The following is a 24,307-nucleotide window of genomic DNA, read 5'->3' on the forward strand; positions in this document are numbered from 1 at the left end:
CATGCAGCTGAACATCAAGGCTGGCAGCATCCGCTGCGAGCTGAGCCCGCGTGCGCTCGAAAAATGGAACCCGGCCATCAAGGCCGCCGTCGAGAACACCGAGAGCACCATCACCATCTACGGGATCATCGGCGAGGACTGGTATGGCGAGGGCGTCACCGTCAAGCGCGTCGATGCCGCGCTGCGCGCCATCGGCGACAAGCCGGTCACCGTCTACCTGAATACCCCGGGCGGCGACATGTTCGAGGGCATCGCCATCTACAACCGCCTGCGCGAGCACAGCCAGAAGGTCACCACCAAGGTGCTGGGACTGGCCGCCTCTGCCGGTTCCGTCGTGTTCCTGGCCGGAGAGGAACGCCAGGTGGCCAGCAGCGCTTTCCTGATGATCCACAACTGCTGGACCTGGCTCGCCGGGAATCGCCACGCCCTGCGCAAGGCCGCCGACGACATGGAGGAGTTCGACTCGGCCATGGCGGACCTTTACGCCGAGGCCAGCGGGCAGCCGGCGGAGGACATGGCCGACCTGATGGATGACGAGACCTTCATCCGCGGCAAGCGTGCGGTCGAGCTCGGCCTGGCCACTGGCCTGCTCACCGCCGACGAGGTGGTGGAGCGCGAGGACGAAACCGCCACTCAATCCAACGCCCTCAAGGCCATGGACAGGGCGCTGGCCAAGGCCGGCATGCCGCGCAGCGAGCGCCGCGAACTCTTCGCCCAGTTCAAGTCCAGCACGCCACGCGCTGCTGGCGGGGACATGCATCGCGCTGTCCCGCCCGATACGCCCCGCGCTGTCGCTCCTGACCTGTCTGCGTCCCTCGACGCAGCAAACAGCATTCTCTCGCAACTTGGAGGCAAAAATGCCCAGCGAAAACTTTGAAACCCAGGTCAAAGAGCTCAACGCTTCTCTGACCAAGATCGGCGACCAACTCAAGGCCTCGGCCGAGCAGGTCGAGAAGGACATCAAGCGCACCGGCGAAATGAATGCCGAAACCCGTGCCAAGGTCGACGAGATGCTGACCAAGCAGGGCGAGCTGCAGGCCCGCCTGCTGGAGGCCGAGCAGAAGCTGATCCACGCCGGCACCCCGCAAGCGCAAAAACCCCGCCTGACTGCCGGTCAGATGGTTGTGGCCAGCGCCGACATGGAAGGGGTCAATAGCAGCTTTCGCGGTGCGCGCCGTGTCGCCGTTCCGCGCGCGGCGATCACCTCGATCGGCTCCGATACCAACCGCATCACCCCGGCTGAGCGCCGGCCAGAAATCGTCGCCGGCGCCACCCGCCGCCTGACCATCCGCGACTTGATCGCCCCGGGCCAGACCGGCGCCGGTGCCGTCGAGTACGTCCGCGAAACCGGCTTCACCAACAACGCCGCGGCAGTAGCTGAAGGCGGACAGAAGCCGTACTCCGAAATCACCTTCGGCCTGGAAACAGCGAACGTGCGCACCATCGCGCACCTGTTCAAGGCATCGCGCCAGGTGCTTGACGACTTCGCCGCCCTGCAGAGCTACATCGACAGCCGCGCCCAGTACGGGTTGATGCTGGCCGAAGAAACCCAGCTGCTGTTCGGCAGCGGCATCGGCGCCAACCTAAAGGGGCTTGTGACCCTGGCCACCGCCTACGCGGCGCCGGCCGGCATCACCGTGACCGCCGCGCAGCACATCGACCGCCTGCGCCTGGCCCTGCTGCAGGCCGAGCTGGCCGAGTTCCCGTCCGACGGCATCGTGATCAACCCGATCGACTGGGCCGGCATCGAGATGATCAAGGATGCGAACAACAACTACATCATCGGCAAGCCGCAGGACGGCACGGCGGCACGGCTGTGGAACCGTCCGGTGGTGGCTACCCAGTCGATGACCCAGAACGACTTCCTGGTCGGAGCCTTCCAGCTCGGCGCTCAGATCTACGACCGCCAGGAGGCGGAAATCGTCATCTCCACCGAGAACGACAAGGACTTCGAGCTGAACCTGGTGTCGATCCGTGCCGAGGAGCGCCTGGCCTTCGCGATCTACCGCCCGGAAGCCTTCGTGACCGGCGAGCTGACCGTGACCCCGTAACCCTTGATTGGCCGACCTCAATTGCGAGGTCGGCCATGGAGGCTCTATGCAAATGACCGCACTGCGGCCCTTCCTGCATGGCCGCAAGGTACTGCGCGTTGGGGAACGCTTCTACGCCGATCCGCTGCACGGGCGGGAGCTGATGGCAAGAGGCTTGGCCAAAGAGGTGATCCATGACAGTCCTGACCCTGGAAGACGCGAAACTGCACCTGCGCCTGGAGACCGGCGACACCGCCGAGGACGCGCAGCTGCAGTACCTGATTGACGCCGCCGTCGATTACGCCAGCCAGTTCCTGAACCGCCCGATCCCCTGGACTGGCGATGACGGTACCGAAATTCCGCTGCCGGCCTCCGTGCGGGCGGCCATTCTGCTGATCCTGGGCGACCTCTACGAGAACAGGGAAGGGCAGATCGTCGGCACCATCCGCGCCGACAACCCGGCCGTCGAGCGGCTCCTGCACTTCTACCGCGTGGGGCTGGGCGTATGAGGGCAGGATCGCTTCGCCACCGCATCACCTTCCAACGCCGCCAGACCGGCACCGACGGCTTCGGCCAGCCGCTGGCGGGCTGGGAGGACATCGCCACCGTCTGGGCTTCCGTCGAGCCAATCAGCGGCCGCGAGCTGCTGGCCGCCCAGCAGGTCCAAGGCGAGACCACCCACCGCATCCGCTGCCGCTACCGCGACGGCCTGACCGCCGCCGATCGGGCGCTGTTCAAGGGGCGGGTATTCGACCTGCAGCCCGCCATCAACCCGGGCGAGCGCGGGATATCACTGGAGATCCTGGCAAAGGAGGGACTGACCGATGGCTGATGAAATCCAGATGCACGGCCTGCAGGAACTCAAGGCCACGCTGAAAGACCTGCCCGATCGCCTGGGCGCCAAGGTGGTGCGCGGTGCGCTGCGCGCTTCCGCCCAGGTCATCCGCAAGGACGCCCAGGCGCGGGTGCCGATCCTTGAGGAGCCGAACACGCGGCGCAAGCCGGGCACGGTGCGCAAGGCCGTGCAGGTGCGGCGCTCGAAAAAGGACAAGTACGGCGTGTTCGTCGGCGTCAAGCCGCTCGGCGGCAAGCAGCTGCGCGACTTTAAGGCCGCCGGCGGAAAGTCGCAGAACAACCCGGACGATCCCTGGTACTGGATTTTCCTGGAGTTCGGTACCGCCAAGATGCCGGCGGCGCCGTTCCTGCGGCCCGCCTTCGAGACCCAGCACCCGGCCGCACTGAGCCGCTTCGAGGAATACGCCAAGCAGCGGGTTGTCAAGGAGGCCGAGAAGCTGGCCCGCGAAAAGGGAATGCGATGATCGAAGCCGACCTGCGCACCGCGCTGCTGGCCTCTGCCGCCGTCACTGCCCTTGTGGAGCAGCGGGTAGCGGCCGGCGTGCTGCCCGAGGGCGCCGCGCGGCCCGCCATCACCTATAGCCTGGTCGCCGGGACGCGCCCGGGCTCGCTCAGCAGCGCGGGGGCCACTCGCCAGGCGCGCATGCAGATCACCTGCTGGTCGCCCAGTTACGGCCAGGCCAAGGCACTGGGCGAGGCGGCCCAGGACGCTATCGAGGCGTCGGCGCTGTTCGACGCCGCGTTCAACGGCGACCAGGACACCTATGACCCGACAGCCAAGCTGCACGGCGTCATCCTCGACTACTCGCTCTGGCAGTCGCCCGCGTAATTCCCCGCCCCGCCATCGCGGGGCTTTTCATTTGGAGATCCCACCATGGCCCGCAAAAGCCGCGCCGTGTCCTCGCAGGGCACACGATTTTTCATTCAGCAAGCTGCCGCTGCCGGTACGCCGGTCAACATCACCGGCATCAGCAAGGCCGCCAAGGCTGTGCTGACCTTCGCCAGCCATGACTTCGTGGTCGGCGATGTCCTGACCCTCGCCGGCGTCACCGGCATGACGGAAATCAACGGCCTGGACGGCGTCGTCGGCGCGGTGACGGCCACCGATGTGACCCTGGAGAACATCGACTCCAGCGCCTTCACCACCTACACCAGCGGCGGTACCGCCACGCCGGTGACCTTCATCGAGACCGACCAGCACAAGAGCTACTCGGGCTTCGATGGACAGGCCTCGGAGATCGATACCACCACCCTGGTATCCGAGGCGAAGGAGAAGGCCCTGGGCCTGCAGGACTTCGGCGGCATGTCGTGCGACATGCACTACGTCGAGGACGATCCCTTCCAGGTCGAAGCCAAGAAGGCCAAGGCCGATGGCGAGCCGCGCTGGTTCAGGCTGATCAAGAAGAATGGCTACAAGAAGCTCTGGCAGGGCTATGTGCGCAGCCTCTCCGACGCCGGCGCGATCGATGGTACCAACGCCGCCAGCCTGTCCGTGACCATTACCGGCGCCGTCCACGAGGTGAAATGATGCTGACCCGCGAACAAATCCTGTCCGCTAAGGACCGTCCGCAGAAGGTGATTCCCGTCCCAGAGTGGGGTGGGGAGATCACCCTGACCGGCCTGTCTGTGCGCGCCCGTGCGGAGTACATCGGCGATGTATCGGCTCTGTCCGCGCGGGAAGGGGGAGCCGTGCGCGGTATGGCCACTGTTCAAGTTCGGCTGGTGGCCATGTCGATCACCGACCAGGCCGGCGCGCCGCTGTTCAGCCTGGAGGACGTCGAGGCCCTGGCCGAGAAGTCGCCGGAGGTCATCGGGCGTCTCGCCGACGAGGCCACCCTGCTGAACAAGTTCGTGGTCAAGGCCGTCGAGGCCGACGCAAAAAACTGAGGTGCCAGCCGGAGCGGTTCACCCTGTTCCGGCTGGCTCGTGACCTCGGGATGACCGTTGCCGAGCTGGAGCGGCGCCTGTCCTCGGCGGAGTTCGTCGAGTGGCAGGCTTTCTACCAGGTCGAGTACGAGATCCAGACCGACACCCTGCCGCCTCTCGAAATCGATGACCCCGGCGCGCACTCGGCGGCCATCGACATGCTGTTTTAGGAGTCCCCATGGCACTCGGAACCCTGACGATCGACATCGCGGCGAATGTCGCGCGCCTGTCGTCCGACCTCGGCCGGGCCGCGCGGATCAGCGAGCAGCAGGCGGAAGACATGCGGCGGCGCTGGGAGAAGGCCAGCCAGCTGCTCGGCACGGCGGTGTCGGCCATCGGCGCCGGCGCCTTCGCCGCCTGGATCAAGTCGAGCGCGGAGGCTATCGGCCAGCTCGAGCAGTTCGCCCAGCTTTCCAATACCACGACCACGGAATTCCAGCGCTTCGCCGCCGGCGCCCGCACGGTCGGCATCGAGCACGAACAGCTCGCCAGCATCCTGAAGGACGTCAACGACAAGGTCGGCGACTTCCTGGTCACGGGCGGCGGCGAGATGGCCGACTTCTTCGAGAAGGTCGCGCCCAAGGTCGGCGTGACGGCCGAGCAGTTCAAGAACCTCTCCGGCCCGCAGGCGCTGCAGCTGTACGTCGACACCCTGGAGAAGGCCGGCGCCAATCAGCAGGAGCTGACCTTCTTCATGGAGTCGCTGGCCGACGATGCGACCGTGCTGCTGCCGCTGCTCCGCGAGGGCGGCAAGGGGCTCAAGGGCTTCGCCGACGAGGCCAGCAACCTCGGCCTGGTGCTCTCCGAGGACCAGATCAAGAACGCCGGCCAGTTCACTCAGGACCTGGATCTGCTCGGCCGGGTGGCCAGTTCGGTGGGGCAGCAGGTGGTCGGCGAGCTGCTGCCCGAGCTGTCCGCGCTGACCCAGGAGCTGCGCGATCCGGAGACGGCCAAGGCGGCCGCTTCCATGGCCAAGGCAGTGGTGAGTTCGTTCACCGCCATCACCGAAGGCGCCCGCGAGACTGTCCGTTTTATCCAGTGGGCGGCTGAGTCGGCGGCAGCCTTCATGAACGGCGCGGCCGCCGACGACATCGTGCGGCTCGAAGACCAGCTGGAGCGGCAGAAGCAGGCGCTGGCCGATTACCAGCAGATGCTTGAAAGCCCGTTGGCCCGCGAGGGTATGCAGGCAGAGTTGCTCTCCAGTGAATCGGAAGCGCAGCTCAAGGCCGATATCGCGGCGACTGAAGCCCAGATCGAGGCGTTCTACAAATCCCAGCGCGAAAAGCCGGCGGTGGTGATCCCGGTCGAACCGGCCGTGGAAGGCGGCAAGAGCGCCGGAAGCAAAGGCCTCGGCCTGCAATCGAAAGAAGCCGAGGAGGCCGCCAAGAAGGCCGAGACAGCGGCCAAGCGCACGGCCGAGGCGATCCGGTCGCAGATCGCCACGCTGCAGCAGCAGGCTGCCACAGTGGGCAAGACCACGGCGGAGGTCACGCTCTACAAGCTCGCCCAGGATGGGGCGACAGCGTCCCAGCTGGCCCAGGCCCAGGCCGCGCTCGATACCGTGGCGGCCTACGAAAAGCACCAACAGGCGCTGGAGAAGCGCGCCGAGCTGGCCCGGCAGGTCGCGCAGGTGGAGGAGGTCGGCTGGTCGGACACCTCGCGTGCCCTGCTGGCTTACCAGCAGCAGGTGGAGATCCTGCAGGCCGGGGTGCTGGCCGGGGTCATCAGCGAGGCGCAGCGCGACCGGGTTATCGCCGGCCTCGAGGAGCAGGCCGCCGCGGCGGAGCAATCGGCCGATCAGATGACCGTGTTCATGGACGAGGCCGCCCGCAACATTCAGGACGCCTTCGCCGACTTCCTGTTCGACCCCTTCGCCGAGGGGCTGGACGGCATGGCGGTCGGGTTTCTCCGGGTCGTGCAGCGCATGGCCGCCGAGGCAGCTGCCGCGCAGCTGGCCAATCAGCTGTTCGGCGCCGCAAACGCCAGCGGCCAGCGCGGCGGCGGCCTGGTCCAGGCCGGGGTGTCCTGGCTCGGCGATCTGTTCGCCAACGCCAAGGGCAACGCCTTCGCCGGCGGCGAAGTGATTCCCTTCGCCAAGGGCGGCGCCTTCACCAACAGCATCGTGGACACGCCGACCCTGTTCCCGTTCGCCAAGGGCACCGGACTGATGGGCGAGGCCGGGCCGGAGGCGATCATGCCGCTGGGCCGTTCCAGCGACGGCTCGCTCGGGGTGCGCATGATCGGCGGCGGCAGTGGAGGCGGGCAGGCCGTGGTGATCAGCGTGGAGGTCAACATCCAGTCGGACGGCTCGGTAACCGCCCAAGCCAACAGCCAGGCCGGCCAGCAGTTCGGCGCGGATGTCGGACGCTACATCGAGCAGCGCTACAAGCAACTGATCGCCAAGGACCTAGCCCCGGGCGGGCAGATCTGGCGCAGCGTGAACGGGAGGTAACGTGCCAATCGAGACATTCACCTGGGCGCCGGCGCTCGATGCCCAGGGCGACATCACCTACCGCACTCGAACGGCCCAGTTCGGCGATGGCTACGCCCAGGTGGTCGGCGACGGCCTTAACAACAAGCGGCAGTCCTGGCCGCTAACGTTCGTCCGAAGCGAATCCGGGGCCCAAGCGATCCGCGATTTCTTCGACCGCCATGCCGGCTACCGGGCCTTCCTATGGACGCCGCCGCTCGGCCAGCTTGGCCTCTGGCGCGTCGCCACGCACAGCCTGCGCCCCATGGGCGGCGGAATCTACACCATCACGGCCACTTTCGAGCAGGCTTTCCATCCTTGAGGTAATCCATGACACTTCAATTAGTCGACCTCGGTACTCCGCCAAGCGGTCAGGACGGCGACGCTGGGCGCACCGCGTTCGATAAGATCAACCAGAACTTCAGCGACGGGGCCAATGCCGCCTCCCGTCTCGTTGGGCAGGCTTACGGCCAGGTGCTCGTCGCGGGCGGCGCCGCAGGCCTTGCATCTACCGCCGAGACTATCGACGACTGGCACAACGTCAACAAGACCGGCTGGTTTATGGGGTCGAACCTCCCCAATGCACCCTATGCAGCCACCTGGTTCATCGGCCACTACGAGAAGCACAACGACTCCTACGGCACCCTGGTCGTCCAGGCCTTCACGGCGGTCTATCCGGAGACCTACACCAAGAACAAGGTGGCGGGCGTCTGGGGGCCTTGGCAGCGGACCCTGACGCCGGCCGGGCTGGTCGGGACCGTGGCCGTCGACGGCAACGGCAAGCCCTCCGGCGCGGTGATCGAAACCGGGAGCAATGCCAACGGCTGGTATGTCAGGTTTGCCGACGGTACCCAGCTCTGTGGCCTTGGCACCGTGGTCACCGCGAATACCGCCGCCTCCGGGGCGCTGTTCATTGACGAGGTGGCGGGCGGCTCCTTGTGGACCTTTCCGGCCGCCTTCATATCGCCGCCCGCCGTGCACGGGCACATGAATATCAGCGTTGCGTGGCTAGTGGGTCAGTATCCGGCGGTCATCAGTAACACCCAGGTGCGTTTCACGCTGCTGTCTGCATTGGCGCTGTCGAACATTTCGATTGGCGCATATTTCATGGCCGTTGGCCGCTGGAGGTAAGCATGATCCTGACTCTCTCTCCCGTGCGCTGCGACGATCCGCTTTCCGTCGCGCGTGCTGGCGACACGTTGACCGTCAACGGCGTCGCCTTCGACTTCTCTCAGCTGCCCGAGGGCGCCACCTTGCCGGCGGAGGCGATTGCTTCCAACTGGTTCGTCGGGCCGGTCGAGCGGATCGACGGCGAGCTGCACGTCACGCTGCGGTTGCCGCATGGGCCTGCGCCCAGCCCGGAGCAGGCCGCCCCGCAACCGATCTCCGTGACAGCGGACGGCCCGGTAGCATTGCCCCAGGCGCCCGAGCCCGGGCCGGCCCCGGTGCTCAATGGCCTCGGCGCTCCAGAACCACAGGAGCCTTCCGCATGATCGACTGGAACGAACTGCAGACCGCCGAGCAGAAGGCCGCGCAGGCCAGCAAGACCGCTCGCGAGGCCTGGAAGGCGCAACGTTCCGAGACTGTCGCGCGGATCGCCGTGACCACTACCGCCGGCAACACCTTCGATGGCGACGAGACCAGCCAGGGGCGCATGGCCCGGGCCATCCTCGGCCTGCAGGCCCTGGGCGAGGGGGCGACGATCCGCTGGGTGCTGGCTGACAACTCCGAGATCCAGGCGACCGCCGCCGAGCTGACCGAGGCCCTGCAGCTGGCCGGCCAGGCGCAGGCGGCGCTGTGGATCGAGGAGGGCGCCTGATGGCCACCAAGCTCGATCTCTACAAACCCGATCACCGGCCGAGGCCCTACGTCCTGGCCGCGCTGATCGCCCTGGACCAACTGGCCAACACCCTGCTGTGCGGCTATCCGGACGAGACGCTTTCCAGCCGCGCGCACCGCGAGGGCTGGGCAACGGCTGAGCGGCTGATCAACGCACTGTTCTGGCTGGATCGGCAGCAGATCGACGGCCACACGATTCGACACTGCGAACTGGCGTACCTCGGGGAGTTGGCCCGAGAGCATTTCCCCTTCCCCGAGCCCGCCTAGTGCGGGCTCTTCGTTTCTGGAGCATCGAAAATGCTGACTGCAGATGTTCAGCAGCTGGAGCCCGGCAGCGAGGTCCGGCTGTACGAACTTGACGCCACCGCCTTCGGCGGCGACCTCCGGCGCTTCCATGGCCACAGAATCCCGCACACGCCGGCGGAGCTTGAGGCTTTCACCGGCGAGCCGGAAGAACTGCCGGCCAAGTCGATCTGGTGGAACGGCGAGGAGTACGCCGCCTGGCCGGTCGAGGTCGATGGGCTGGAGGTCACCGGCGATGGCCGGGCGCCGACGCCGACACTGCGGGTCGGCAACATCGGCGGGAGCATCAGCGCTCTGTGCCTGCTGTTCGACGACCTGCTGCAGGCCAAGGTGATCATTCGCGAGACCTTCGCCCACTACCTGGACGCCGAGAATTTCCCGGACGGCAACCCGCAGGCCGATCCTACCCAAGAGAAGGTCGACACCTGGTACATCGACCAGAAGACCAGCGAGGATGGCGAGGTCGTCGAGTTCGCCCTGTCGTCGCCCGGCGATGTGCAGGGCCAGATGATCCCGGCCCGGCAGATCCACGGCTTGTGCAGTTGGGCACTTTGCGGCGAGTACCGCGGCGCCGACTGCGGCTACACCGGCGGCCCGGTTTCGACCGAGGACGGCACGCCGACCGACGATCCGGCGCTCGATGCCTGCGGCGGGCTGTTGAGCGACTGCAAGGCCCGCTTCGGGGCGGATAACCCGCTGCCCCACGGCGGGTTCCCCGCGTCCGCCCTGATCCGGAGTTGAGTATGGAGCAACACCTGATCGACGCCATCCGCGCCCATGCGGCAGCCGAGTATCCGGCTGAGAGCTGTGGCCTCCTGGTGCAGATCGACGGCCGGCCGCGGTACATCCCCTGCCGCAACCTCAGCGACCAGCCGGGCGATCGCTTCGAGCTGTCGCCGGAGGACTACGCCGCCGCCGAGGATCTGGGCGAGATCGTCGGCATCGTGCACTCGCACCCGGACGCCACCAGCCGGGCGTCGCCGGCCGATGTTGCGCTGTGCAATGCCGGCGACGTGCCCTGGCACATTCTCAGCTGGCCGGAGGGCGACCTGAACACCATTCGCCCGGCGCCGGTACCGCTGCTGGGCCGCGAGTTCGTGCACGGCGTGCAGGACTGCTGGCAGGTCTGCGCAGACTGGTACCGCCGTGAATGGGGGCTGGAGTTCCCGGAGTACGGGCGCGCCGACCGCTGGTGGGAGGACGCCCGGGGCGAGAGCCTCTACGAGGCGCGCTATGCGGCCGCTGGCTTCTACCGGGTAGACGAGCCGCGCCGCGGCGACATGTTCGTGATGCGGGTCGGTCGCACGGCCCACCCGAATCATGCGGGCATCTACCTCGGCGCCGATCCAAGCCTGCCAGGGGAGGCGGCCCAGGCATTCGGCCCTGGCCCGTTCCTGCTCCACCACCTGCACGGGCGATGCTCGGAGATCATCGTGTTCGGCGGCCAGTGGCTGGAGCGGACGGCGCTGATCCTGCGGTACAAAGAGGCGAGGGATGGCTGTGATGGCCGAGAGCAGGGACGCGAAATGACGACTCATAGAAGCGGCGGGGCCGCGGGAGGGAGTATGAAAAAGCAGGAACAACAATACATTGGCTCAATCCACGCATTCCCTATCGGATACGAAACCGGCCAATCCAATGACCAGCCGGAGTTGAGAGAGCAGGAATGTGGCCTCGCATGGATCACGTCTGAGGCATCGTCCAGATGCGACATCAGTCCACGTAAAGGCGATAAATGTGGTTCTTGAAATCCATGACAAGCCGACCCATCTTGATTACAAGAACACCAATTACCAAGTTCTGACCGGTAGATTCTGAGTCTGTCAGTGGGGCGGAGAAAATATCGGTTTCGAACTGACTTCCCGCCTCCGGGAAGAATATATGGGCAAGGTGATGCGTTGAGCCCATCCAACTATTCGCGCTACGGATTGAGCCTGAACCTATTTGAGGGCATCCAGCCTGTTGTATTAGCTCTGGAGTTGCATAGTTATTGTCTGCCCCTGTGTCAACGAGGGCATATACAGCTTTATATCCTGAAATTGTTCTTGGACCGCTTCCGTGCTCTGGGTCGTGCCTGAGAGCTGCCAGTACGACAGGCCTTCCCGGAGGGAGGTCATTAATCTCTCCGGCCCGGTTGGCGAATTTGATAGGAACGAACCTGGCTCCATCTGGTATGGAGTATTTACTCATCTCGACCTCCTCGGTCACTGCTGCGCCATCGGGCGCGACTCCCGGACCCTGGGTTGCGGCCAAGGATCTGGGTTTTCCTTTGGCTCAAAAAGAAGGCGGGACGCTACTACTGCGGGTGGATTGCCGGTACTGGGATTCCATCCAGACTGGCTGTTCGGTTTGACCGGGAGTCGCTCGTTCGGAGGCATAAAGATTTGAGGAAAAATGCATGACTCTGACCACCATCAAGCTTTCCGGCAGCCTGGCTGCGGCCTTCGGCCGCGAGCACCGCCGCCAACTGGATAGCGGCACCACCCATGAAGCCTTCCGGTCGCTGAAGCACACGCTGCCGGGTTTCGAGGCCTTCATCCGTTCGGCGGAAACGAAGGGCCTGCGCTACGCGATCTTCCGCAACCGCCGGAACGTCGGCGAGCAGGAGTTCGAACTGGGCGGCACCCATGAGATCCGCATCGTGCCGGTGATCGCCGGCAGCAAGTCAGGCGGCATCTTCCAGACCGTGCTCGGTGCCGTGCTGATCGCCGCAGGGACGTTTATCCCAGGCGTGGCGGGCACTCCCTGGGGCGTTGCCCTGCAGAGCGCCGGCGCGTCCATGGCCATCGGCGGCGTGATACAGATGCTCTCGCCGCAGCTCAAGGGCCTCAGTTCGCGGGAGGACCCTGACAACCAGCCCAGCTACGCCTTCGGCGGCCCGGTCAACACCGTCGCCCAAGGCAACCCGATCGGCGTGCTCTACGGCAAGCGCCGCATCGGCGGGGCGATCGTCTCTGCCGGCATCTACGCCGAAGACCAGCAGTAGCCCTCTCTCGCCAGATACCCAAGCCCGGCCCCGTGCTGGGCTTTTTTATGCCCGCAGGAAACCCCATGACCGCAGCAGCAGTCCCGATCCGTGGCCGCAAGGGCGGCTCCTCCAGCCCCCGCCAGCCGAAGGAGGCCCCGGACGATATCCAGTCCGTCGCCTATGCCAAGATCCTCCTGGCCCTGGGCGAGGGCGAGTTCGCCGGCGGCGTCACCGCCAAGGACATCTATCTGGACGGCACGCCGCTGGAGGCGGCCGACGGCACGGCCAACTTCTCCGGCGTCAGCTGGGAATTCCGCCCCGGGACCGTCGAGCAAGAGCACATCGCCGGCATGCCGAGCGTCGACAACGAGATCACCGTCGGCGTCGAGCTGCGCAGCGAAACGTCCTGGGTGCGCGCCGTCACCAATACCCAGCTGTCCGCCGTGCGCCTGCGTTTCGGCTGGCCTACCCTGCAGCAGCAGAAGGACAACGGCGATATCGTCGGCTACCAGATTGACTACGCCATCGACGTGGCCACCGATGGCGGCGCCTACGCGGAAGTGGCGACTTACACGGTCAGCGGCAAGACCACCAGCCTCTACGAGCGAAGTCACCGCGTCGACCTGCCGGCGGCCACCAGCGGCTGGCAGGTGCGCGTGCGCCGGCTGACCGCCAATCAGGACAACAACCGCATCGCTGACACCATGCGCGTGCAGGCGATCACCGAGGTCATCGACAGCAAGCTGCGCTATCCCAACACCGCGCTGCTGTTCGTGGAGTTCGACGCCTCCCAGTTCCAGAACATCCCACAGATCGCCGTGGAAACCCGCGGCCGGGTGATCCGGGTGCCGAGCAACTACGACCCGGCCGCCCGCAGCTATACCGGCGTCTGGGACGGTACCTTCCAGTGGGCTTGGTCCGACAATCCGGCGTGGGTCTGGTACGACCTGGTGCTCTCCGAGCGCTTCGGCCTGGGCCGGAGGATCAAGGCGGCGCAGGTCGACAAGTGGGAGCTGTACCAGATCGCCCAGTACTGCGACCAGTTGGTGTCGGACGGGCAGGGCGGCCAGGAGCCGCGCTTCACCTGTAATGTCTATTTCCAGTCCAGGACCGAAGCCTGGACGGTGCTGCGCGACCTTTCGGCGATCTTCCGCGGCATGAGTTACTGGGCGAACAGCCAGATGGTCGCCATGGCCGACATGCCGCGCGACATCGACTACACCTACGCCCGCGCCAATGTCATCGACGGCCGTTTCACCTACGCGAGTTCGCGCGAGCGCACCCGCTACAGCCAGGCGCTGGTCAGCTACGACAACCCGGACAACGGCTACCAGAGCGAGGTCGAGGCGGTCTCCGACAATGCCCTGGTGCGCCGCTACGGGGTCAACCAGCTGGAGCTGACCGCCATCGGCTGCACCCGGCGCAGCGAAGCCAGCCGCCGCGGGCGCTGGGCGCTGTTGACCAACTCCCGCGACCGCACGGTGACCTTCCGCGTCGGGCTCGACGGGCAGATCCCGTTGCCGGGCCGGATTATCGGCGTGGCCGACGAGCTGCTGGCCGGCCGGCCGCTGGGCGGGCGCATCAGTGCAGTGTCCGGGCAGGCGATTACCCTCGACCGCGACGCCCAGATGGCCGCCGGCGATCGCCTGGTGCTCAACTTGCCCAGCGGCGTGGCCGAGGGGCGCACCGTGGCCAGCGTTTCCGGGCGCGCCGTGACCGTCACGACGGCCTACAGCGAGACGCCGAGGGTTCAGGCCATCTGGGCAATCGACGCTGCAGACCTGGCCGTCCAGCAGTACCGGGTGATGGGCATCAGCCGGCCCGAGCCGGGCATCTACGAGATCACCGGTGTCCAGCACGACCCTGACAAGTTCTCCGCCGTGGATACCGGCGCCCGTCTCGATCCTCTGCCCATCTCGGTCATCCCGGCGGGCACGCAGTCGGCGCCGGCCAGCGTCACGATCGACAGCTACTCGGCCGTCGACCAGGGCATCGCCGTCACCACGATGCGGGTGTCCTGGCCGGCGGCCAGCGGGGCCATCGCCTACGTTGCCGAGTGGCGCAAGGACGATGGCGACTGGGTATCGGTCCCGAGGACGTCGGCGCTCGGCTTCGAGGTCACCGGCATCTATGCCGGCCGCTACGTCGCCCGGGTGCGCGCCGTGTCGGTGGTCGACGTGTATTCGGTCTGGGCGACCAGCGCCGAAACCGAGCTGACCGGCAAGACCGGCACACCGCCGGCGGTGTCCTACCTGACGGCCACGCCGCTGGTGTTCGGCATCCAGCTGGACTGGGGCTTCCCGGCCGAGGGCGCCGCGGATACCCAGCGCACCGAGATCCAGTACAACACCAGCGCGGTCGAGGCGGGTGCCCTGCACTTGGGCGACTATGCCTACCCGACCGACAGCCACACGCTGACCGGCCTGGCGGCGGGGGTGACGCGCTATTTCCGCGCCCGGCTGATCGACCGCTCCGGAAACATCGGCCCCTGGTCGGACTGGGTGATGGGCCAGTCGAGCACCGACGCGACCGAGATCCTCGGCTATATCGCCGGCCAGATCGGCGAGACTCAGCTGGCGGCCAGCCTGCTGGCGGAAATCGACCTGATCACAGCGCCGTCCAGCACATCGGGCTCGGTGGACGCCCGGATCTCCTCGGCACGCAGCGCGCTGGAGGCGCAGATCACCACGATCAACGCGCAGCTGGCCGATATCGTCGGCGCCGAGGCCTACGACAACGCGACGGCCTATGTGCTGGGCGACCTGGTGACCTACGAGGGCGGCCTGTATCGGGCGCTGCAAGCCACCACCGGCAACCTGCCGACCAACACCGTCTACTGGGAGAAGATCGGCGATTACGCCAGCCTGGGCGAGGCCGTCAGCGCGCTGGCAGTGGAGCTGGACGAACTGACCACCCGCGTGCAGGCCGACGAGGACGACCTCGCCGCCGAGGTGTCGCGGATCGACGGCATCTTCGCCCAGGTCAACCCGACGATGGCAGGCGACACCGGCTGGTATGCCGGCAGCGAGACGGTGCTGGCCGGCGTCTGGTCCGAGCAGTACGCCCGGGCGAGCGAGGACGGGGCGCTCTCGCAGCGAATCGACTCCGTGCTCGCCCAGGCGCAGGGCAACGCCGCGGCGATCACCACGGAATCCACTGCGCGTGCTGAGGCCGACGAGGCCATGGCGACCCGTATCGACACGCTGACGGCCACGGTCGAGGAGGACATCACCGCCGCGATCCAGTCGGAGGCGACTGCCCGGGCGACCGCCGACGGTGCCCTGTCGAGCCGGATCGACACCGTCGAGGCCACGGCCGGCAGCAACTCGGCGGCGATCCAGCAGACCAGCGAGGCCCTCGCCGGGCTCGACGGCGAGCTGTCGGCGATGTGGAGCGTCAAGCTGGCCGTGACCAGTGGCGGGCAGTACTACGGCGCCGGTATGGGCATCGGCATCGAGAACACGCCGGAGGGGATGCAGAGCCAGATTCTGTTCCAGGCCGACCGTTTCGCGGTGATCAACGTGGTCAACGGCCAGATCACCACGCCGTTCGTGATCCAGGACGGTCAGGTGTTCATCAACTCGGCGGTCATCGGCGACGGCACCATCGACATGGCCAAGATCGCCACGGCTCTACAGTCGACGAATTATGTGCCGGGCCAGGCCGGCTGGCGGCTGAGCCAGGACGGCAGCTTCGAGATCAACGGGACGCTGGCCGGAAGTGGACGGACGCTCATCAACAACAACGGGGTTTATGTGTATGACGCAAACGGAGTTCTCCGTGTTGAGCTGGGAGCACTGACCTGATGTTCGGGCTCAGAGTTCGCAATGAGCAGGGGACGGTCATTCTGGATTCCGGTGACTTCACATACGAGGTCATCTTCAACGAGGTCCTGGACTGGTCCGGCAATAACTCGACCATTGAAATCACATATACAATTACAGGTTTCGACCCAAACACGTGTGTGTTCTGCATGTTCCTGGAGTACCCCGGAGACTACAATGCATCATCAGGTTACGGTTATCCGGGGCTTCCGTATATCTACCCATTCACAGGCAACCAGATCACCTTGCGTAGCTCGACCCCGGGCAATGTGTCCAGCAGGTCTTTTGCCGATGGTGTTTATAGGCTGATCGCCTTCAGGATGTTGTGATGTTCGGGTTTCGCGCTAAAAACGATAACGGGACTATTCAGTTATCGGCCGAGCGCCCTTACATGAGCCTGCATGCTGAAGGCTTCTTGAATGTGGGTACGGCCTACCAAACCACGATAACCTTTGCGCAACCATGCACCACAACTCAGCCTCCCATGATTTTCATTCGCCCTGTCTGGGCCAGTCAGGGCGAAGATTTGGGTTTCAAGTGCGGGGTAATCGGGTCGCCTGGTAACTGGACCGGATTCAAACTGGTGAACTCCAATACCACGCAGATCAGCCAGCTGGATTGGTTTGCGGCAGTGTGGGCGCCGTTGACAGTATCCGGAAATTACGGAATGCGCATCCGGGATGCAAATGGAAATATCTGTTTCCATTCCTCGAGTCAGCTGATTAAATTCAGCCGATTCATTACCTATTGGACGCACAAGACATCCACTACGTTTTATAGTGAATTTGTCAGTAACGTAACATTGGCCAGCGACGAGTATGTACTAGTTAGCCAGTGCCACTCTTTTTCTGTGGCAGCCGTGATGTCTGCTAATAGGCACATTGGTGTTTCGCTATCTCCTGCCGGCTTGGTTGGACTAACGACAAACCCGGCTACAAGCACCAATGGTATTGGTTACTTCCCGGTGTTGCTGGCCAAGAAAAGTTAGAAACGCGATCAACACAATTACTAATCTTTTAAAAAGTAATGTCATGCTGCTGTATATCGGCAGTCCGGGTGGCGGAAAAACGATTTCACCAGCTCCGGCAACTTCTGGATTCTGCGCAGCGCGCCCAGGGCCAACTTCTTCATTTCCTCCCGGTTCTGCACAAGACGCCTGGACACACTGCGCTTGACGTGCCCCCAGACCTGCTCGTCCGGGTTCAGCTGTGGCGAGTACGGGGGCAGATAGAAGAGTTTCAGGCGCCCCGCCTGTTCTTCGACGAACGCCCTGACCAGCCGGGCCTTGTGCACCGGATGGCCATCGACGATCACGAAGACCGGCTGCTCGGCACCGATCAGCAGGCGCTTGAGAAACTCGCGGAACACGCTGGCCGTCACCGTCCCGTCGTGCAGCATGAAGCGGAACTCGCCGCGCGTCCCGACCGCCGACAGCATGTTCACCGAGAAGCGTCGGCCGGTCACCTCGACCAGCGGCGTTTCCCCCTGCGGTGCCCAGGTCGTGCCGGCATGGTAGTCGGAGCGCAGGCCCGACTCGTCCGCGAAGTAGATCCTTGCCCCCGCTGCACGGGCCTCGGCCCGAATCGCCGGGTAGGTCTCGTTTTCCCACTGGCGCACCAGCGCCGCATCCTGCTGCCAGGCGCGATACAAGGGTTTTTGCGCGGTGAAGCCGAGCAGCTTCATGACTCGGCTCACGGCGGACAGTGACAGCGTCTTGCCGAACTGGCGGCGGATCAGTTCGGCAATCAGCGAGAGGGTCCACAGGCCGAATTCGAAGCGGTATTGCAGCGGCGAGTGGTCCCGAACGGCCTGTGCCAGCCAGCGCATTTCCTCGGCAGTGATCCTGGGCGGACGTCCGGGAACCGGCTTGGCGAGCAGGGCGTTCTGTCCGCCATTGGCAAAGTCGGACAGCCAGCGAAAGACGCTGCGGATATTGACGCCGAAGGCGGCCGCCACGCTTTGGACGGTCTGCCCTTCGCGAACGGCCTTGATCGCCTGTTGACGCATGACCTGGAGGGAGTGGTGGTCGATTGCCCGACCATCGGAGTTTCGTTTGCATTTCATCGGGGTATTGTCTCTCAATATGACAATACTTTCGATAGACTTAGTAACAGCCCGCCCCGTGCGGGCTTTTTCGTTTCTGGAGATCCCCATGGCTCGAATATCTGCCGCCGTCGCAGGCGGTATCAATGTGTGCGCCTTTCTGGATCTGATCGCCTGGAGCGAGGGCACGGATAACGGCCGACAGCCGACCCGCGACCACGGCTACGACGTACTGGTGGGCGGCGGGTTGTTCGCCGGCTATGCCGATCACCCGCGCAAATTGATCAGCCTGCCGCTGCTCGGCATCAAGTCGACCGCGGCCGGCCGCTACCAGATCCTGTCGCGCTACTACGACCACTACAAGCAGGCGCTGGGCCTGCAGGATTTCGGCCCGATCAGCCAGGACAAAATCGCGCTGCAGCTGATCCGCGAATGCCGAGCGCTCGATGACATCAAGGCTGGCCGCATCGAGCAGGCGCTCCGCAGCTGCCGCTCGCGGTGGGCGAGCCTGCCAGGCGCCGGCTACGGCCAGCACGAGCATGCCACCGATGACCTGCTCGCCCAGTTCATCGCCGCCGGCGGGGTGCTGGCATGAGCCTGCTCGCTGCTGCCTCGGCGCTGCTGCCGACCGTCGCTGGCCTGCTCGACAGGCTGATCCCGGACCCCGAACAGAAGGCCGCGGCCCAGCTCGAGCTGCTCAGGCTCCAGCAGGAGGGGGCTTTCAGGGAGCTGGACGCGGCCCTGCAGGTCAACCTGGCCCAGGCGAAGATCAATGAAGTCGAGGCGGCGAGCCAGTCCGGGTTTCAGGCCGGCTGGCGGCCGCTGGCAGGCTACGTCTGCGTGGCCGGACTGGCCTACGAGTTCCTGGTCAGACCGCTGCTGCCGTGGCTGCTGACCGTGGCCGGCGCCGCCGATGTACCGCCGCTGCCCTCGCTTGACGATGTGCTGTTCGAGCTGGTGTTCGGGATGCTCGGCCTCGGCACCTTGCGGACGGCCGATCGCTGGAAGCGGGTGACTGCGATCACGTCCAATACTTGGCCGGGAAGATGAACTGCCAGAGGGAGAGGGGGATTCGGGGAGGAGGCCTTGGGGGGGAGGGAGGACGGGGAGTCTCGTCTTGTTTCGTGTCGGGGAGGGGCGTGGAAAGGATTTCCCGCTCTCGCTCGTCTTGCGGCAAGGCAGGCTGACGGTCGTTGGGGTTCTCTTCAGGTTTTGGGCTGGCCCGGCTCTGCAAGGTATGGGATATCAGCTTTATGAGCAGGAGCATCACCAGGGCGGACAGGAGCAGATAGACCAGAGCGACAATCGCGAGTATCAGAACTCCATTCATCGGGTATGCCTTCGAGCTGGTTTGGTGGGGGCATGACGAGTAAGAGGGGCGACTGATACTTCTCGTTGCGCTACCACGGACCAGCGAAGGTCTAGACACACTCAGGGCGGCCGCTCAAGCCGGTACCCTAGGGCAATGGAGCAGAGGAATGCTTGACCTGAGCCAACTTCAGACGCAGTGCGCGATGCAAGGTGACGGAAGGCACCGTGCTGAATAAGCCGTAGGGTGCTGGGCGGTAGGTGAGCGACCACTGGCCGGCTATGCCTTGGCCTGCGAGTTCCTAGTCAGGCCGCTGCTGCCGTGGGCGCTGACCATTGCCGGCACCGTCGATGTCCCGTTGCTGCCATCGCTCGATGACGTGCTGTTCGAGCTGGTGTTCGGGATGCTCGGCTTCGGCATGCTGCGGATGGCGGATTGATGGAAGCGGGTGAGCGCGCTGGCGCCGAAAAAATAGGGGAGGTGAGGTGCCCAGAACGGGCGAGGATGGGACTTTCCTGTAGGAAAATACAGCTCTAAGTTATTGATATTTCATGCAGTAATGGCCATATCTTATGGCAAGGAATTAGCTATATTTTCCCTGCTAATTCAATAGCTTAGGTATTGCTGGCTATCACCTTGACATGGTGGGGGTCGTTGGTTCGAGTCCAATTGTGCCTACCAAACAAAACCCGCGCTGCGCGGGGCTTAGAAGGCGATCCGAAAGGGTCGCCTTTTTTGTTTTGGGAATGATTCCGGGAAAATTCCCATCGGCTCGTGACTTCAGGTCTGCGCGGGCTTGCGGCCAGGCGATTCCCTTCTTCTCCGGCTGGCCGGTCTCTTGGTCATGGCGACGATCTGGGGTTCGCGTTACTTATTCGGTGATGGCGAGTGCGTCGAACTGGTCGTCCGGCTTCTTGTCCTGGTTCGTCCGGTGCTGATCGAGCTTGATGGTGGTTTCCTTGATGGGGCTGTCGGCCGGCGTTCCTGGTGCCATGTGCCGCTTGCAGGGCGGTGGCAAGGTCTTGCTGCGGTGGCTCGGTGCCTTTCATTGCTCTCCCGGTGTGACGTGCACATTGGGAGGCTGCCTCGGGAAGGCGTCTTTCGAGTGGGGTGGGGCGATGGGGTGTGGCCGGTTACGCCGGCCGGGCGGGCACTCTGTCGCCGCTGGCGTGCCTGCCAGCTGGGTAGGTGAATCAGCCTCGGCTTGCAGATTACTCGAACCAACTGCGCGCCTTGCTGGAGCCGAGAGCTCCGGCGTGGCCGCCATCTTGGGTGTGCCGGCTGACGCTGTCGGCATGCCGATCTGCCGACGGATGTTGCAAATCTTGCCCGATACCGGGCGCCCACCAAGCGCGGGAGTAATGGCCGTCTTTCCGGCCTGTCATCTGCTCTGTCGCCGGCTGCGCAGATACAGCCCGTATAGGGGATATGGAAGAACCCTAGGCTTGCGAATTACTCGAACCTGCAGCGCGCCTTGACAGCCCCTACTAAAGGTAAGTCAGCTAACGCTGCTGGCATGCCGATCCGCCGACGGCTGGACCATGATAACCTGCCAGTGCAGAAAAATGTTGTTTTAAATATATCATTTTTCGCTTTTTTTTCTTTTTTAAGAAAAAATTCCCTTAAATTTTTGTTTTGTTTCGCTTTTGTTGGGCAGGGCATTGGTGGGGGAGTGTTGGTTCAGGCTGTCGGAATGGCTCGCTCCGCTGTTGCTTGATGAGTGGCAGCTGCTATTTCCGTCGCTCCAGTTGCCGCCGGGGCAATGGCCGAAGTCATGATTGCAGTGGCTGTGGTCGGTGCTGTGGCTCGGATGAATGCTTAAACCCGTGTTCGCGGCTGTGGGCGGCATCACTCGGCCTGTAGGTCGTTGTGGTGCTTTCTGCTGGAAAGTGCCGCGTCAATTTATTGATGTTTCGTGCTAGAATGCGTGCGTCCCAGGGTAAGCAATTCGACCTGTTTTTCCTTTTGGCTCAATAGATTAGGAACGACCCGTCATCACCTTGAAAGGATGGGGTGTTGATTCGAGCCCTGTTATGTCTGTCAAGGATGCTTGTCAGTGGCGCAGCTTTCTGAAAGCATCCCGCATTTTTACCTCCAGTGACTCCGCTTCGTCCGGATCGGCCCTTTGGGCTCCTGCCACCGTGCGGCAGGCATATCCGGCGGACCGCTTTACTGGCTCATCCCAACCCATGTGGCCTTTGGTAGGGGTCACCACTAGGAGAGGAGGCGCCATGCCCATCATTACTCTTCCCGACGGCAGTCAGCGTACGTTCGATCATTCGGTATCGGTCGCCGAGGTCGCCCAGTCCATCGGTGCCGGCCTGGCCAAGGCCACCGTGGCCGGCAAGGTCGACGGCAGGCTGGTCGATGCCTGCGACCTGATCGAGCGCGACGCGACCCTGCAGATCATCACGCCGAAGGACGAGGAGGGGGTCGAGATCATTCGCCACTCCTGTGCGCACCTGGTCGGCCATGCGGTCAAGCAACTGTATCCGACGGCGAAGATGGTGATCGGTCCGGTCATCGAGGAAGGCTTTTACTACGACATCGCCTATGAGCGCCCCTTCACGCCGGAGGACATGGCGGCCATCGAACAGCGCATGCGCGAGCTGATCGACAAGGACTACGACGTCGTCAAGAGGATGACCCCGCGCGAGCAGGTGATCGAGGTGTTCAGGTCCCGTGGCGAGGACTACAAGCTGCGCCTGGTCGACGACATGCCCGACGAGCAGGCGATGGGCTTGTACTACCACGAGGAATATGTCGACATGTGCCGCGGTCCGCACGTGCCGAACACCCGCTTCCTCAAGGCCTTCAAGCTGACCAAGCTGTCCGGCGCCTACTGGCGCGGCGATGCCAGGAATGAGCAGCTGCAGCGCGTCTATGGCACCGCCTGGGCGGACAAGAAGCAGCTGGCCGCCTACATCCAGCGCATCGAGGAAGCGGAGAAGCGCGATCACCGCAAGCTCGGCAAGCGCCTCGACCTGTTCCACACCCAAGAAGAAGCGCCGGGCATGGTCTTCTGGCATCCCAATGGCTGGACCGTCTACCAAGTGCTCGAGCAGTACATGCGCGGCGTGCAGCGGGAGAACGGCTATCTGGAGATCAAGACGCCGCAGGTGGTCGATCGCGTGCTCTGGGAAAAGTCCGGGCACTGGGCGAACTATGCCGAGAACATGTTCACCACCGAATCGGAAAGCCGCGACTACGCGATCAAGCCGATGAACTGCCCGTGCCATGTGCAGGTGTACAACCAGGGGCTGAAGAGCTACCGCGAGCTGCCGCTGCGTCTGGCCGAGTTCGGCGCCTGTCACCGCAACGAGCCGTCCGGCGCGCTGCATGGCATCATGCGCGTGCGCGGCTTCACCCAGGACGATGCGCACATCTTCTGCACCGAAGAACAGATGCAGGCCGAGTCCGCCGCCTTCATCAAGCTGACCCAGCAGGTCTATGCCGACTTCGGCTTCCAGGATATCCAGCTGAAGCTGTCCACTCGTCCGGAAAAGCGCGTCGGCTCCGATGATCTGTGGGATCGTGCCGAGGGCGCGCTGGCCGCGGCCCTGGAGACTGCCGGTCTGCCCTATGATCTGCAGCCGGGCGAAGGCGCCTTCTACGGGCCGAAGATCGAGTTTTCCCTGAAGGACTGCCTGGGGCGTGTCTGGCAGTGCGGCACCCTGCAGCTGGACTTCAACCTGCCGGTCCGTCTCGGCGCCGAGTACGTCAGCGAGAACAACGACCGTCAGCATCCGGTGATGCTGCACCGGGCGATCCTGGGTTCCTTCGAGCGTTTCATCGGCATCCTGATCGAGCACTACGAAGGCGCTTTCCCGGCCTGGCTGGCGCCGACCCAGGCGGTGATCATGAATATCACCGACAAGCAGGGCGAGTTCGCGCTTGAAGTCGAGCGGATGCTCAATCAGAGCGGTTTCCGTGCCAAGTCCGACTTGAGAAACGAAAAAATCGGTTTTAAAATTCGCGAGCATACTTTGCTCAAGGTTCCCTATCTCTTGGTGATCGGAGATCGGGAGGTTGAGACGCGAGCCGTAGCTGTGCGCACCCGCGAAGGGGTCGATCTGGGCACGATGCCCGTCGAACAGTTCCGCGAGATGCTGGCGCAGGCGGTAGCCCGGCGTGGTCGCCAAGAATTGGAGTAATCATTATTAAGCGTGAAATGAGACAAGATAGAAAAGCTCAACCGAAAGCCCCGATCAACGAGAATATCTCGGCACGCGAGGTTCGGTTAATTGGAGTGGACGGCGAGCAGATTGGCATCGTCTCGATTGATGAAGCGCTTCGCGTAGCGGAAGAGGCCAAGCTGGATCTGGTCGAGATTTCCGCTGATGCGGTACCGCCCGTATGCCGGATCATGGACTACGGCAAGCACCTGTTCGAGAAGAAGAAGCAGGTCGCGGCGGCGAAAAAGAACCAGAAGCAGGTCCAGATCAAGGAAATCAAGTTCCGACCAGGGACGGAAGAAGGGGATTACCAGGTAAAACTACGCAACCTGGTACGTTTCCTTAGCGAGGGGGACAAGGCCAAGGTATCCCTGCGATTCCGCGGCCGCGAGATGGCTCACCAGGAGCTGGGCATGGAGCTGTTGAAGCGGGTCGAAACCGACCTCGTCGAATATGGCGCCGTTGAACAGCATCCGAAGATGGAAGGACGCCAGCTGATCATGGTCATCGCCCCCAAAAAGAAAAAATAACCCACCAGGGCACTGGCAGGCCTTGCGGTTATGCG

29 protein-coding genes and 1 pseudogene are annotated in these 24,307 nt (G+C 64.2%); 27 read left to right on the top strand and 3 right to left on the bottom strand.

The genetic code is table 11. The annotated features are described in order from the left end of the window. Position 1: 1 nt before the first annotated feature. The 17 genes and pseudogenes from ACG10_RS08105 to ACG10_RS08180 all read left to right on the top strand — a co-directional run. Positions 2-877, top strand: coding sequence for a head maturation protease, ClpP-related (locus tag ACG10_RS08105; RefSeq protein ID WP_089167838.1), 876 nt, complete (start codon positions 2-4; stop codon positions 875-877). After that, on the top strand, positions 858-2,051 hold the full coding sequence (locus ACG10_RS08110) for a phage major capsid protein (RefSeq protein WP_089167839.1): 1,194 nt from the start codon (positions 858-860) through the stop codon (positions 2,049-2,051). The genes ACG10_RS08105 and ACG10_RS08110 overlap by 20 nt, the downstream gene beginning before the upstream one ends. Positions 2,052-2,224: 173 nt before the next feature. After that, positions 2,225-2,539 carry a head-tail connector protein gene (locus tag ACG10_RS08115; RefSeq protein WP_089167840.1) on the top strand — a complete coding sequence of 105 codons (315 nt, stop codon included), beginning with the start codon at positions 2,225-2,227 and terminating at the stop codon, positions 2,537-2,539. Further along, positions 2,536-2,862: a phage head closure protein gene (locus ACG10_RS08120; RefSeq protein WP_089167841.1), complete on the top strand. Its 327-nt coding sequence runs from the start codon at positions 2,536-2,538 to the stop codon at positions 2,860-2,862. Before ACG10_RS08115 ends, ACG10_RS08120 begins: the two co-directional genes overlap by 4 nt. Continuing rightward, positions 2,855-3,349, top strand: coding sequence for an HK97-gp10 family putative phage morphogenesis protein (locus tag ACG10_RS08125; protein WP_089167842.1), 495 nt, complete (start codon positions 2,855-2,857; stop codon positions 3,347-3,349). The genes ACG10_RS08120 and ACG10_RS08125 overlap by 8 nt, the downstream gene beginning before the upstream one ends. Beyond that, complete coding sequence (locus ACG10_RS08130) at positions 3,346-3,714, top strand: DUF3168 domain-containing protein (protein ID WP_089167843.1); 369 nt, start codon at positions 3,346-3,348, stop codon at positions 3,712-3,714. The genes ACG10_RS08125 and ACG10_RS08130 overlap by 4 nt, the downstream gene beginning before the upstream one ends. A 45-nt stretch (positions 3,715-3,759) precedes the next feature. After that, entirely contained in the window at positions 3,760-4,413 is a 654-nt protein-coding gene (locus ACG10_RS08135; protein WP_198319035.1) for a phage tail tube protein, read from the top strand. Further along, on the top strand, positions 4,410-4,772 hold the full coding sequence (locus tag ACG10_RS08140; RefSeq protein WP_157731416.1) for a hypothetical protein: 363 nt from the start codon (positions 4,410-4,412) through the stop codon (positions 4,770-4,772). The genes ACG10_RS08135 and ACG10_RS08140 overlap by 4 nt, the downstream gene beginning before the upstream one ends. 50 nt (positions 4,773-4,822) lie before the next feature. Next, positions 4,823-4,981 (top strand): hypothetical protein, encoded by a 159-nt coding sequence (locus ACG10_RS23615; protein ID WP_157731417.1) that lies wholly within the window; start codon positions 4,823-4,825, stop codon positions 4,979-4,981. Positions 4,982-4,989: 8 nt separating this feature from the next. Next, entirely contained in the window at positions 4,990-7,263 is a 2,274-nt protein-coding gene (locus tag ACG10_RS08145; RefSeq protein ID WP_089167845.1) for a phage tail tape measure protein, read from the top strand. Between the two features lies 1 nt (position 7,264). Then, complete coding sequence (locus ACG10_RS08150; RefSeq protein WP_089167846.1) at positions 7,265-7,603, top strand: phage tail protein; 339 nt, start codon at positions 7,265-7,267, stop codon at positions 7,601-7,603. 8 nt (positions 7,604-7,611) lie between these two features. Beyond that, entirely contained in the window at positions 7,612-8,412 is an 801-nt protein-coding gene (locus tag ACG10_RS08155) for a hypothetical protein (RefSeq protein ID WP_089167847.1), read from the top strand. Positions 8,413-8,414: 2 nt separating this feature from the next. Next, entirely contained in the window at positions 8,415-8,774 is a 360-nt protein-coding gene (locus tag ACG10_RS08160; protein WP_089167848.1) for a hypothetical protein, read from the top strand. Then, positions 8,771-9,100: a DUF4376 domain-containing protein gene (locus ACG10_RS08165; protein ID WP_089167849.1), complete on the top strand. Its 330-nt coding sequence runs from the start codon at positions 8,771-8,773 to the stop codon at positions 9,098-9,100. Before ACG10_RS08160 ends, ACG10_RS08165 begins: the two co-directional genes overlap by 4 nt. Further along, positions 9,100-9,387: a hypothetical protein gene (locus ACG10_RS08170; RefSeq protein ID WP_089167850.1), complete on the top strand. Its 288-nt coding sequence runs from the start codon at positions 9,100-9,102 to the stop codon at positions 9,385-9,387. The genes ACG10_RS08165 and ACG10_RS08170 overlap by 1 nt, the downstream gene beginning before the upstream one ends. Positions 9,388-9,417: 30 nt before the next feature. After that, positions 9,418-10,164, top strand: coding sequence for a phage minor tail protein L (locus tag ACG10_RS08175; RefSeq protein WP_089167851.1), 747 nt, complete (start codon positions 9,418-9,420; stop codon positions 10,162-10,164). A gap of 2 nt (positions 10,165-10,166) precedes the next feature. Further along, positions 10,167-10,916 (top strand): annotated as a pseudogene (locus ACG10_RS08180) (C40 family peptidase); the annotation flags it as partial. Between the two features lie 220 nt (positions 10,917-11,136). Here the strand turns inward: ACG10_RS08180 and ACG10_RS23620 are convergent. Then, a complete protein-coding gene (locus ACG10_RS23620; protein WP_157731418.1) occupies positions 11,137-11,613 on the bottom strand; it encodes a hypothetical protein in 477 nt (158 codons plus the stop codon). A 208-nt stretch (positions 11,614-11,821) separates the two neighbouring features. Between ACG10_RS23620 and ACG10_RS08185 the strand changes: the two genes are divergently transcribed. The 4 genes from ACG10_RS08185 to ACG10_RS23625 all read left to right on the top strand — a co-directional run bounded on the left by ACG10_RS08185 (position 11,822) and on the right by ACG10_RS23625 (position 17,203). Further along, on the top strand, positions 11,822-12,409 hold the full coding sequence (locus ACG10_RS08185) for a tail assembly protein (RefSeq protein ID WP_089167853.1): 588 nt from the start codon (positions 11,822-11,824) through the stop codon (positions 12,407-12,409). A 65-nt stretch (positions 12,410-12,474) separates the two neighbouring features. After that, entirely contained in the window at positions 12,475-16,197 is a 3,723-nt protein-coding gene (locus ACG10_RS08190; RefSeq protein ID WP_089167854.1) for a phage tail protein, read from the top strand. Beyond that, on the top strand, positions 16,197-16,544 hold the full coding sequence (locus ACG10_RS08195) for a hypothetical protein (protein WP_089167855.1): 348 nt from the start codon (positions 16,197-16,199) through the stop codon (positions 16,542-16,544). Before ACG10_RS08190 ends, ACG10_RS08195 begins: the two co-directional genes overlap by 1 nt. Next, a complete protein-coding gene (locus ACG10_RS23625; RefSeq protein WP_157731419.1) occupies positions 16,544-17,203 on the top strand; it encodes a hypothetical protein in 660 nt (219 codons plus the stop codon). The genes ACG10_RS08195 and ACG10_RS23625 overlap by 1 nt, the downstream gene beginning before the upstream one ends. A 41-nt stretch (positions 17,204-17,244) precedes the next feature. Here the strand turns inward: ACG10_RS23625 and ACG10_RS08200 are convergent, their stop codons facing one another. Beyond that, positions 17,245-18,279: an IS630 family transposase gene (locus ACG10_RS08200; RefSeq protein WP_089167856.1), complete on the bottom strand. Its 1,035-nt coding sequence runs from the start codon at positions 18,277-18,279 to the stop codon at positions 17,245-17,247. 88 nt (positions 18,280-18,367) lie between these two features. Between ACG10_RS08200 and ACG10_RS08205 the strand changes: the two genes are divergently transcribed. From ACG10_RS08205 to ACG10_RS23630, 3 genes are all read left to right on the top strand, one after another. Next, complete coding sequence (locus tag ACG10_RS08205) at positions 18,368-18,853, top strand: glycoside hydrolase family 24 protein (protein ID WP_089167857.1); 486 nt, start codon at positions 18,368-18,370, stop codon at positions 18,851-18,853. Further along, positions 18,850-19,308: a holin family protein gene (locus ACG10_RS08210; RefSeq protein ID WP_089167858.1), complete on the top strand. Its 459-nt coding sequence runs from the start codon at positions 18,850-18,852 to the stop codon at positions 19,306-19,308. Before ACG10_RS08205 ends, ACG10_RS08210 begins: the two co-directional genes overlap by 4 nt. Before the next feature lie 545 nt (positions 19,309-19,853). After that, complete coding sequence (locus tag ACG10_RS23630; RefSeq protein WP_157731420.1) at positions 19,854-20,006, top strand: hypothetical protein; 153 nt, start codon at positions 19,854-19,856, stop codon at positions 20,004-20,006. A gap of 432 nt (positions 20,007-20,438) precedes the next feature. On the opposite strand, the gene ACG10_RS24730 is transcribed toward ACG10_RS23630, so the two are convergent. Next, a complete protein-coding gene (locus ACG10_RS24730; RefSeq protein WP_269768817.1) occupies positions 20,439-20,561 on the bottom strand; it encodes a hypothetical protein in 123 nt (40 codons plus the stop codon). A gap of 480 nt (positions 20,562-21,041) precedes the next feature. Between ACG10_RS24730 and ACG10_RS23635 the strand changes: the two genes are divergently transcribed. The 3 genes from ACG10_RS23635 (at position 21,042) to infC (ending at position 24,272) form a co-directional block, all read left to right on the top strand. After that, a complete protein-coding gene (locus tag ACG10_RS23635) occupies positions 21,042-21,284 on the top strand; it encodes a hypothetical protein (protein ID WP_157731421.1) in 243 nt (80 codons plus the stop codon). Positions 21,285-21,798: 514 nt separating this feature from the next. Continuing rightward, the gene (gene thrS / locus ACG10_RS08220; protein ID WP_089167860.1) at positions 21,799-23,721 is read left to right on the top strand and encodes a threonine--tRNA ligase; all 1,923 of its coding nucleotides are present in this window, start codon (positions 21,799-21,801) and stop codon (positions 23,719-23,721) included. After that, positions 23,721-24,272: a translation initiation factor IF-3 gene (gene infC, locus ACG10_RS08225; protein ID WP_169531319.1), complete on the top strand. Its 552-nt coding sequence runs from the start codon at positions 23,721-23,723 to the stop codon at positions 24,270-24,272. Before thrS ends, infC begins: the two co-directional genes overlap by 1 nt. The last annotated feature ends 35 nt before the right edge of the window (positions 24,273-24,307 follow it).

The organism is Azotobacter chroococcum (assembly GCF_002220155.1).
GTDB lineage: Bacteria > Pseudomonadota > Gammaproteobacteria > Pseudomonadales > Pseudomonadaceae > Azotobacter > Azotobacter chroococcum.

Coding starts and splice junctions, on each gene's coding strand:
- ACG10_RS08165 (WP_089167849.1), top strand. CDS start 8,771: ATGATCGACTGGAACGAACTGCAGACCGCCGAGCAGAAGGCCGCGCAG.
- ACG10_RS23615 (WP_157731417.1), top strand. CDS start 4,823: ATGACCGTTGCCGAGCTGGAGCGGCGCCTGTCCTCGGCGGAGTTCGTC.
- ACG10_RS23625 (WP_157731419.1), top strand. CDS start 16,544: ATGTTCGGGTTTCGCGCTAAAAACGATAACGGGACTATTCAGTTATCG.
- ACG10_RS08135 (WP_198319035.1), top strand. CDS start 3,760: ATGGCCCGCAAAAGCCGCGCCGTGTCCTCGCAGGGCACACGATTTTTC.
- ACG10_RS08115 (WP_089167840.1), top strand. CDS start 2,225: ATGACAGTCCTGACCCTGGAAGACGCGAAACTGCACCTGCGCCTGGAG.
- ACG10_RS08120 (WP_089167841.1), top strand. CDS start 2,536: ATGAGGGCAGGATCGCTTCGCCACCGCATCACCTTCCAACGCCGCCAG.
- ACG10_RS08130 (WP_089167843.1), top strand. CDS start 3,346: ATGATCGAAGCCGACCTGCGCACCGCGCTGCTGGCCTCTGCCGCCGTC.
- ACG10_RS08140 (WP_157731416.1), top strand. CDS start 4,410: ATGATGCTGACCCGCGAACAAATCCTGTCCGCTAAGGACCGTCCGCAG.
- ACG10_RS08195 (WP_089167855.1), top strand. CDS start 16,197: ATGTTCGGGCTCAGAGTTCGCAATGAGCAGGGGACGGTCATTCTGGAT.
- ACG10_RS08160 (WP_089167848.1), top strand. CDS start 8,415: ATGATCCTGACTCTCTCTCCCGTGCGCTGCGACGATCCGCTTTCCGTC.
- thrS (WP_089167860.1), top strand. CDS start 21,799: ATGCCCATCATTACTCTTCCCGACGGCAGTCAGCGTACGTTCGATCAT.
- ACG10_RS08210 (WP_089167858.1), top strand. CDS start 18,850: ATGAGCCTGCTCGCTGCTGCCTCGGCGCTGCTGCCGACCGTCGCTGGC.
- ACG10_RS24730 (WP_269768817.1), bottom strand. CDS start 20,561: ATGGCACCAGGAACGCCGGCCGACAGCCCCATCAAGGAAACCACCATC.
- ACG10_RS08110 (WP_089167839.1), top strand. CDS start 858: ATGCCCAGCGAAAACTTTGAAACCCAGGTCAAAGAGCTCAACGCTTCT.
- ACG10_RS08190 (WP_089167854.1), top strand. CDS start 12,475: ATGACCGCAGCAGCAGTCCCGATCCGTGGCCGCAAGGGCGGCTCCTCC.
- ACG10_RS08205 (WP_089167857.1), top strand. CDS start 18,368: ATGGCTCGAATATCTGCCGCCGTCGCAGGCGGTATCAATGTGTGCGCC.
- ACG10_RS23620 (WP_157731418.1), bottom strand. CDS start 11,613: ATGAGTAAATACTCCATACCAGATGGAGCCAGGTTCGTTCCTATCAAA.
- ACG10_RS08125 (WP_089167842.1), top strand. CDS start 2,855: ATGGCTGATGAAATCCAGATGCACGGCCTGCAGGAACTCAAGGCCACG.
- ACG10_RS08105 (WP_089167838.1), top strand. CDS start 2: ATGCAGCTGAACATCAAGGCTGGCAGCATCCGCTGCGAGCTGAGCCCG.
- ACG10_RS08200 (WP_089167856.1), bottom strand. CDS start 18,279: ATGAAATGCAAACGAAACTCCGATGGTCGGGCAATCGACCACCACTCC.
- ACG10_RS08175 (WP_089167851.1), top strand. CDS start 9,418: ATGCTGACTGCAGATGTTCAGCAGCTGGAGCCCGGCAGCGAGGTCCGG.
- ACG10_RS08185 (WP_089167853.1), top strand. CDS start 11,822: ATGACTCTGACCACCATCAAGCTTTCCGGCAGCCTGGCTGCGGCCTTC.
- ACG10_RS08145 (WP_089167845.1), top strand. CDS start 4,990: ATGGCACTCGGAACCCTGACGATCGACATCGCGGCGAATGTCGCGCGC.
- ACG10_RS08170 (WP_089167850.1), top strand. CDS start 9,100: ATGGCCACCAAGCTCGATCTCTACAAACCCGATCACCGGCCGAGGCCC.
- ACG10_RS08155 (WP_089167847.1), top strand. CDS start 7,612: ATGACACTTCAATTAGTCGACCTCGGTACTCCGCCAAGCGGTCAGGAC.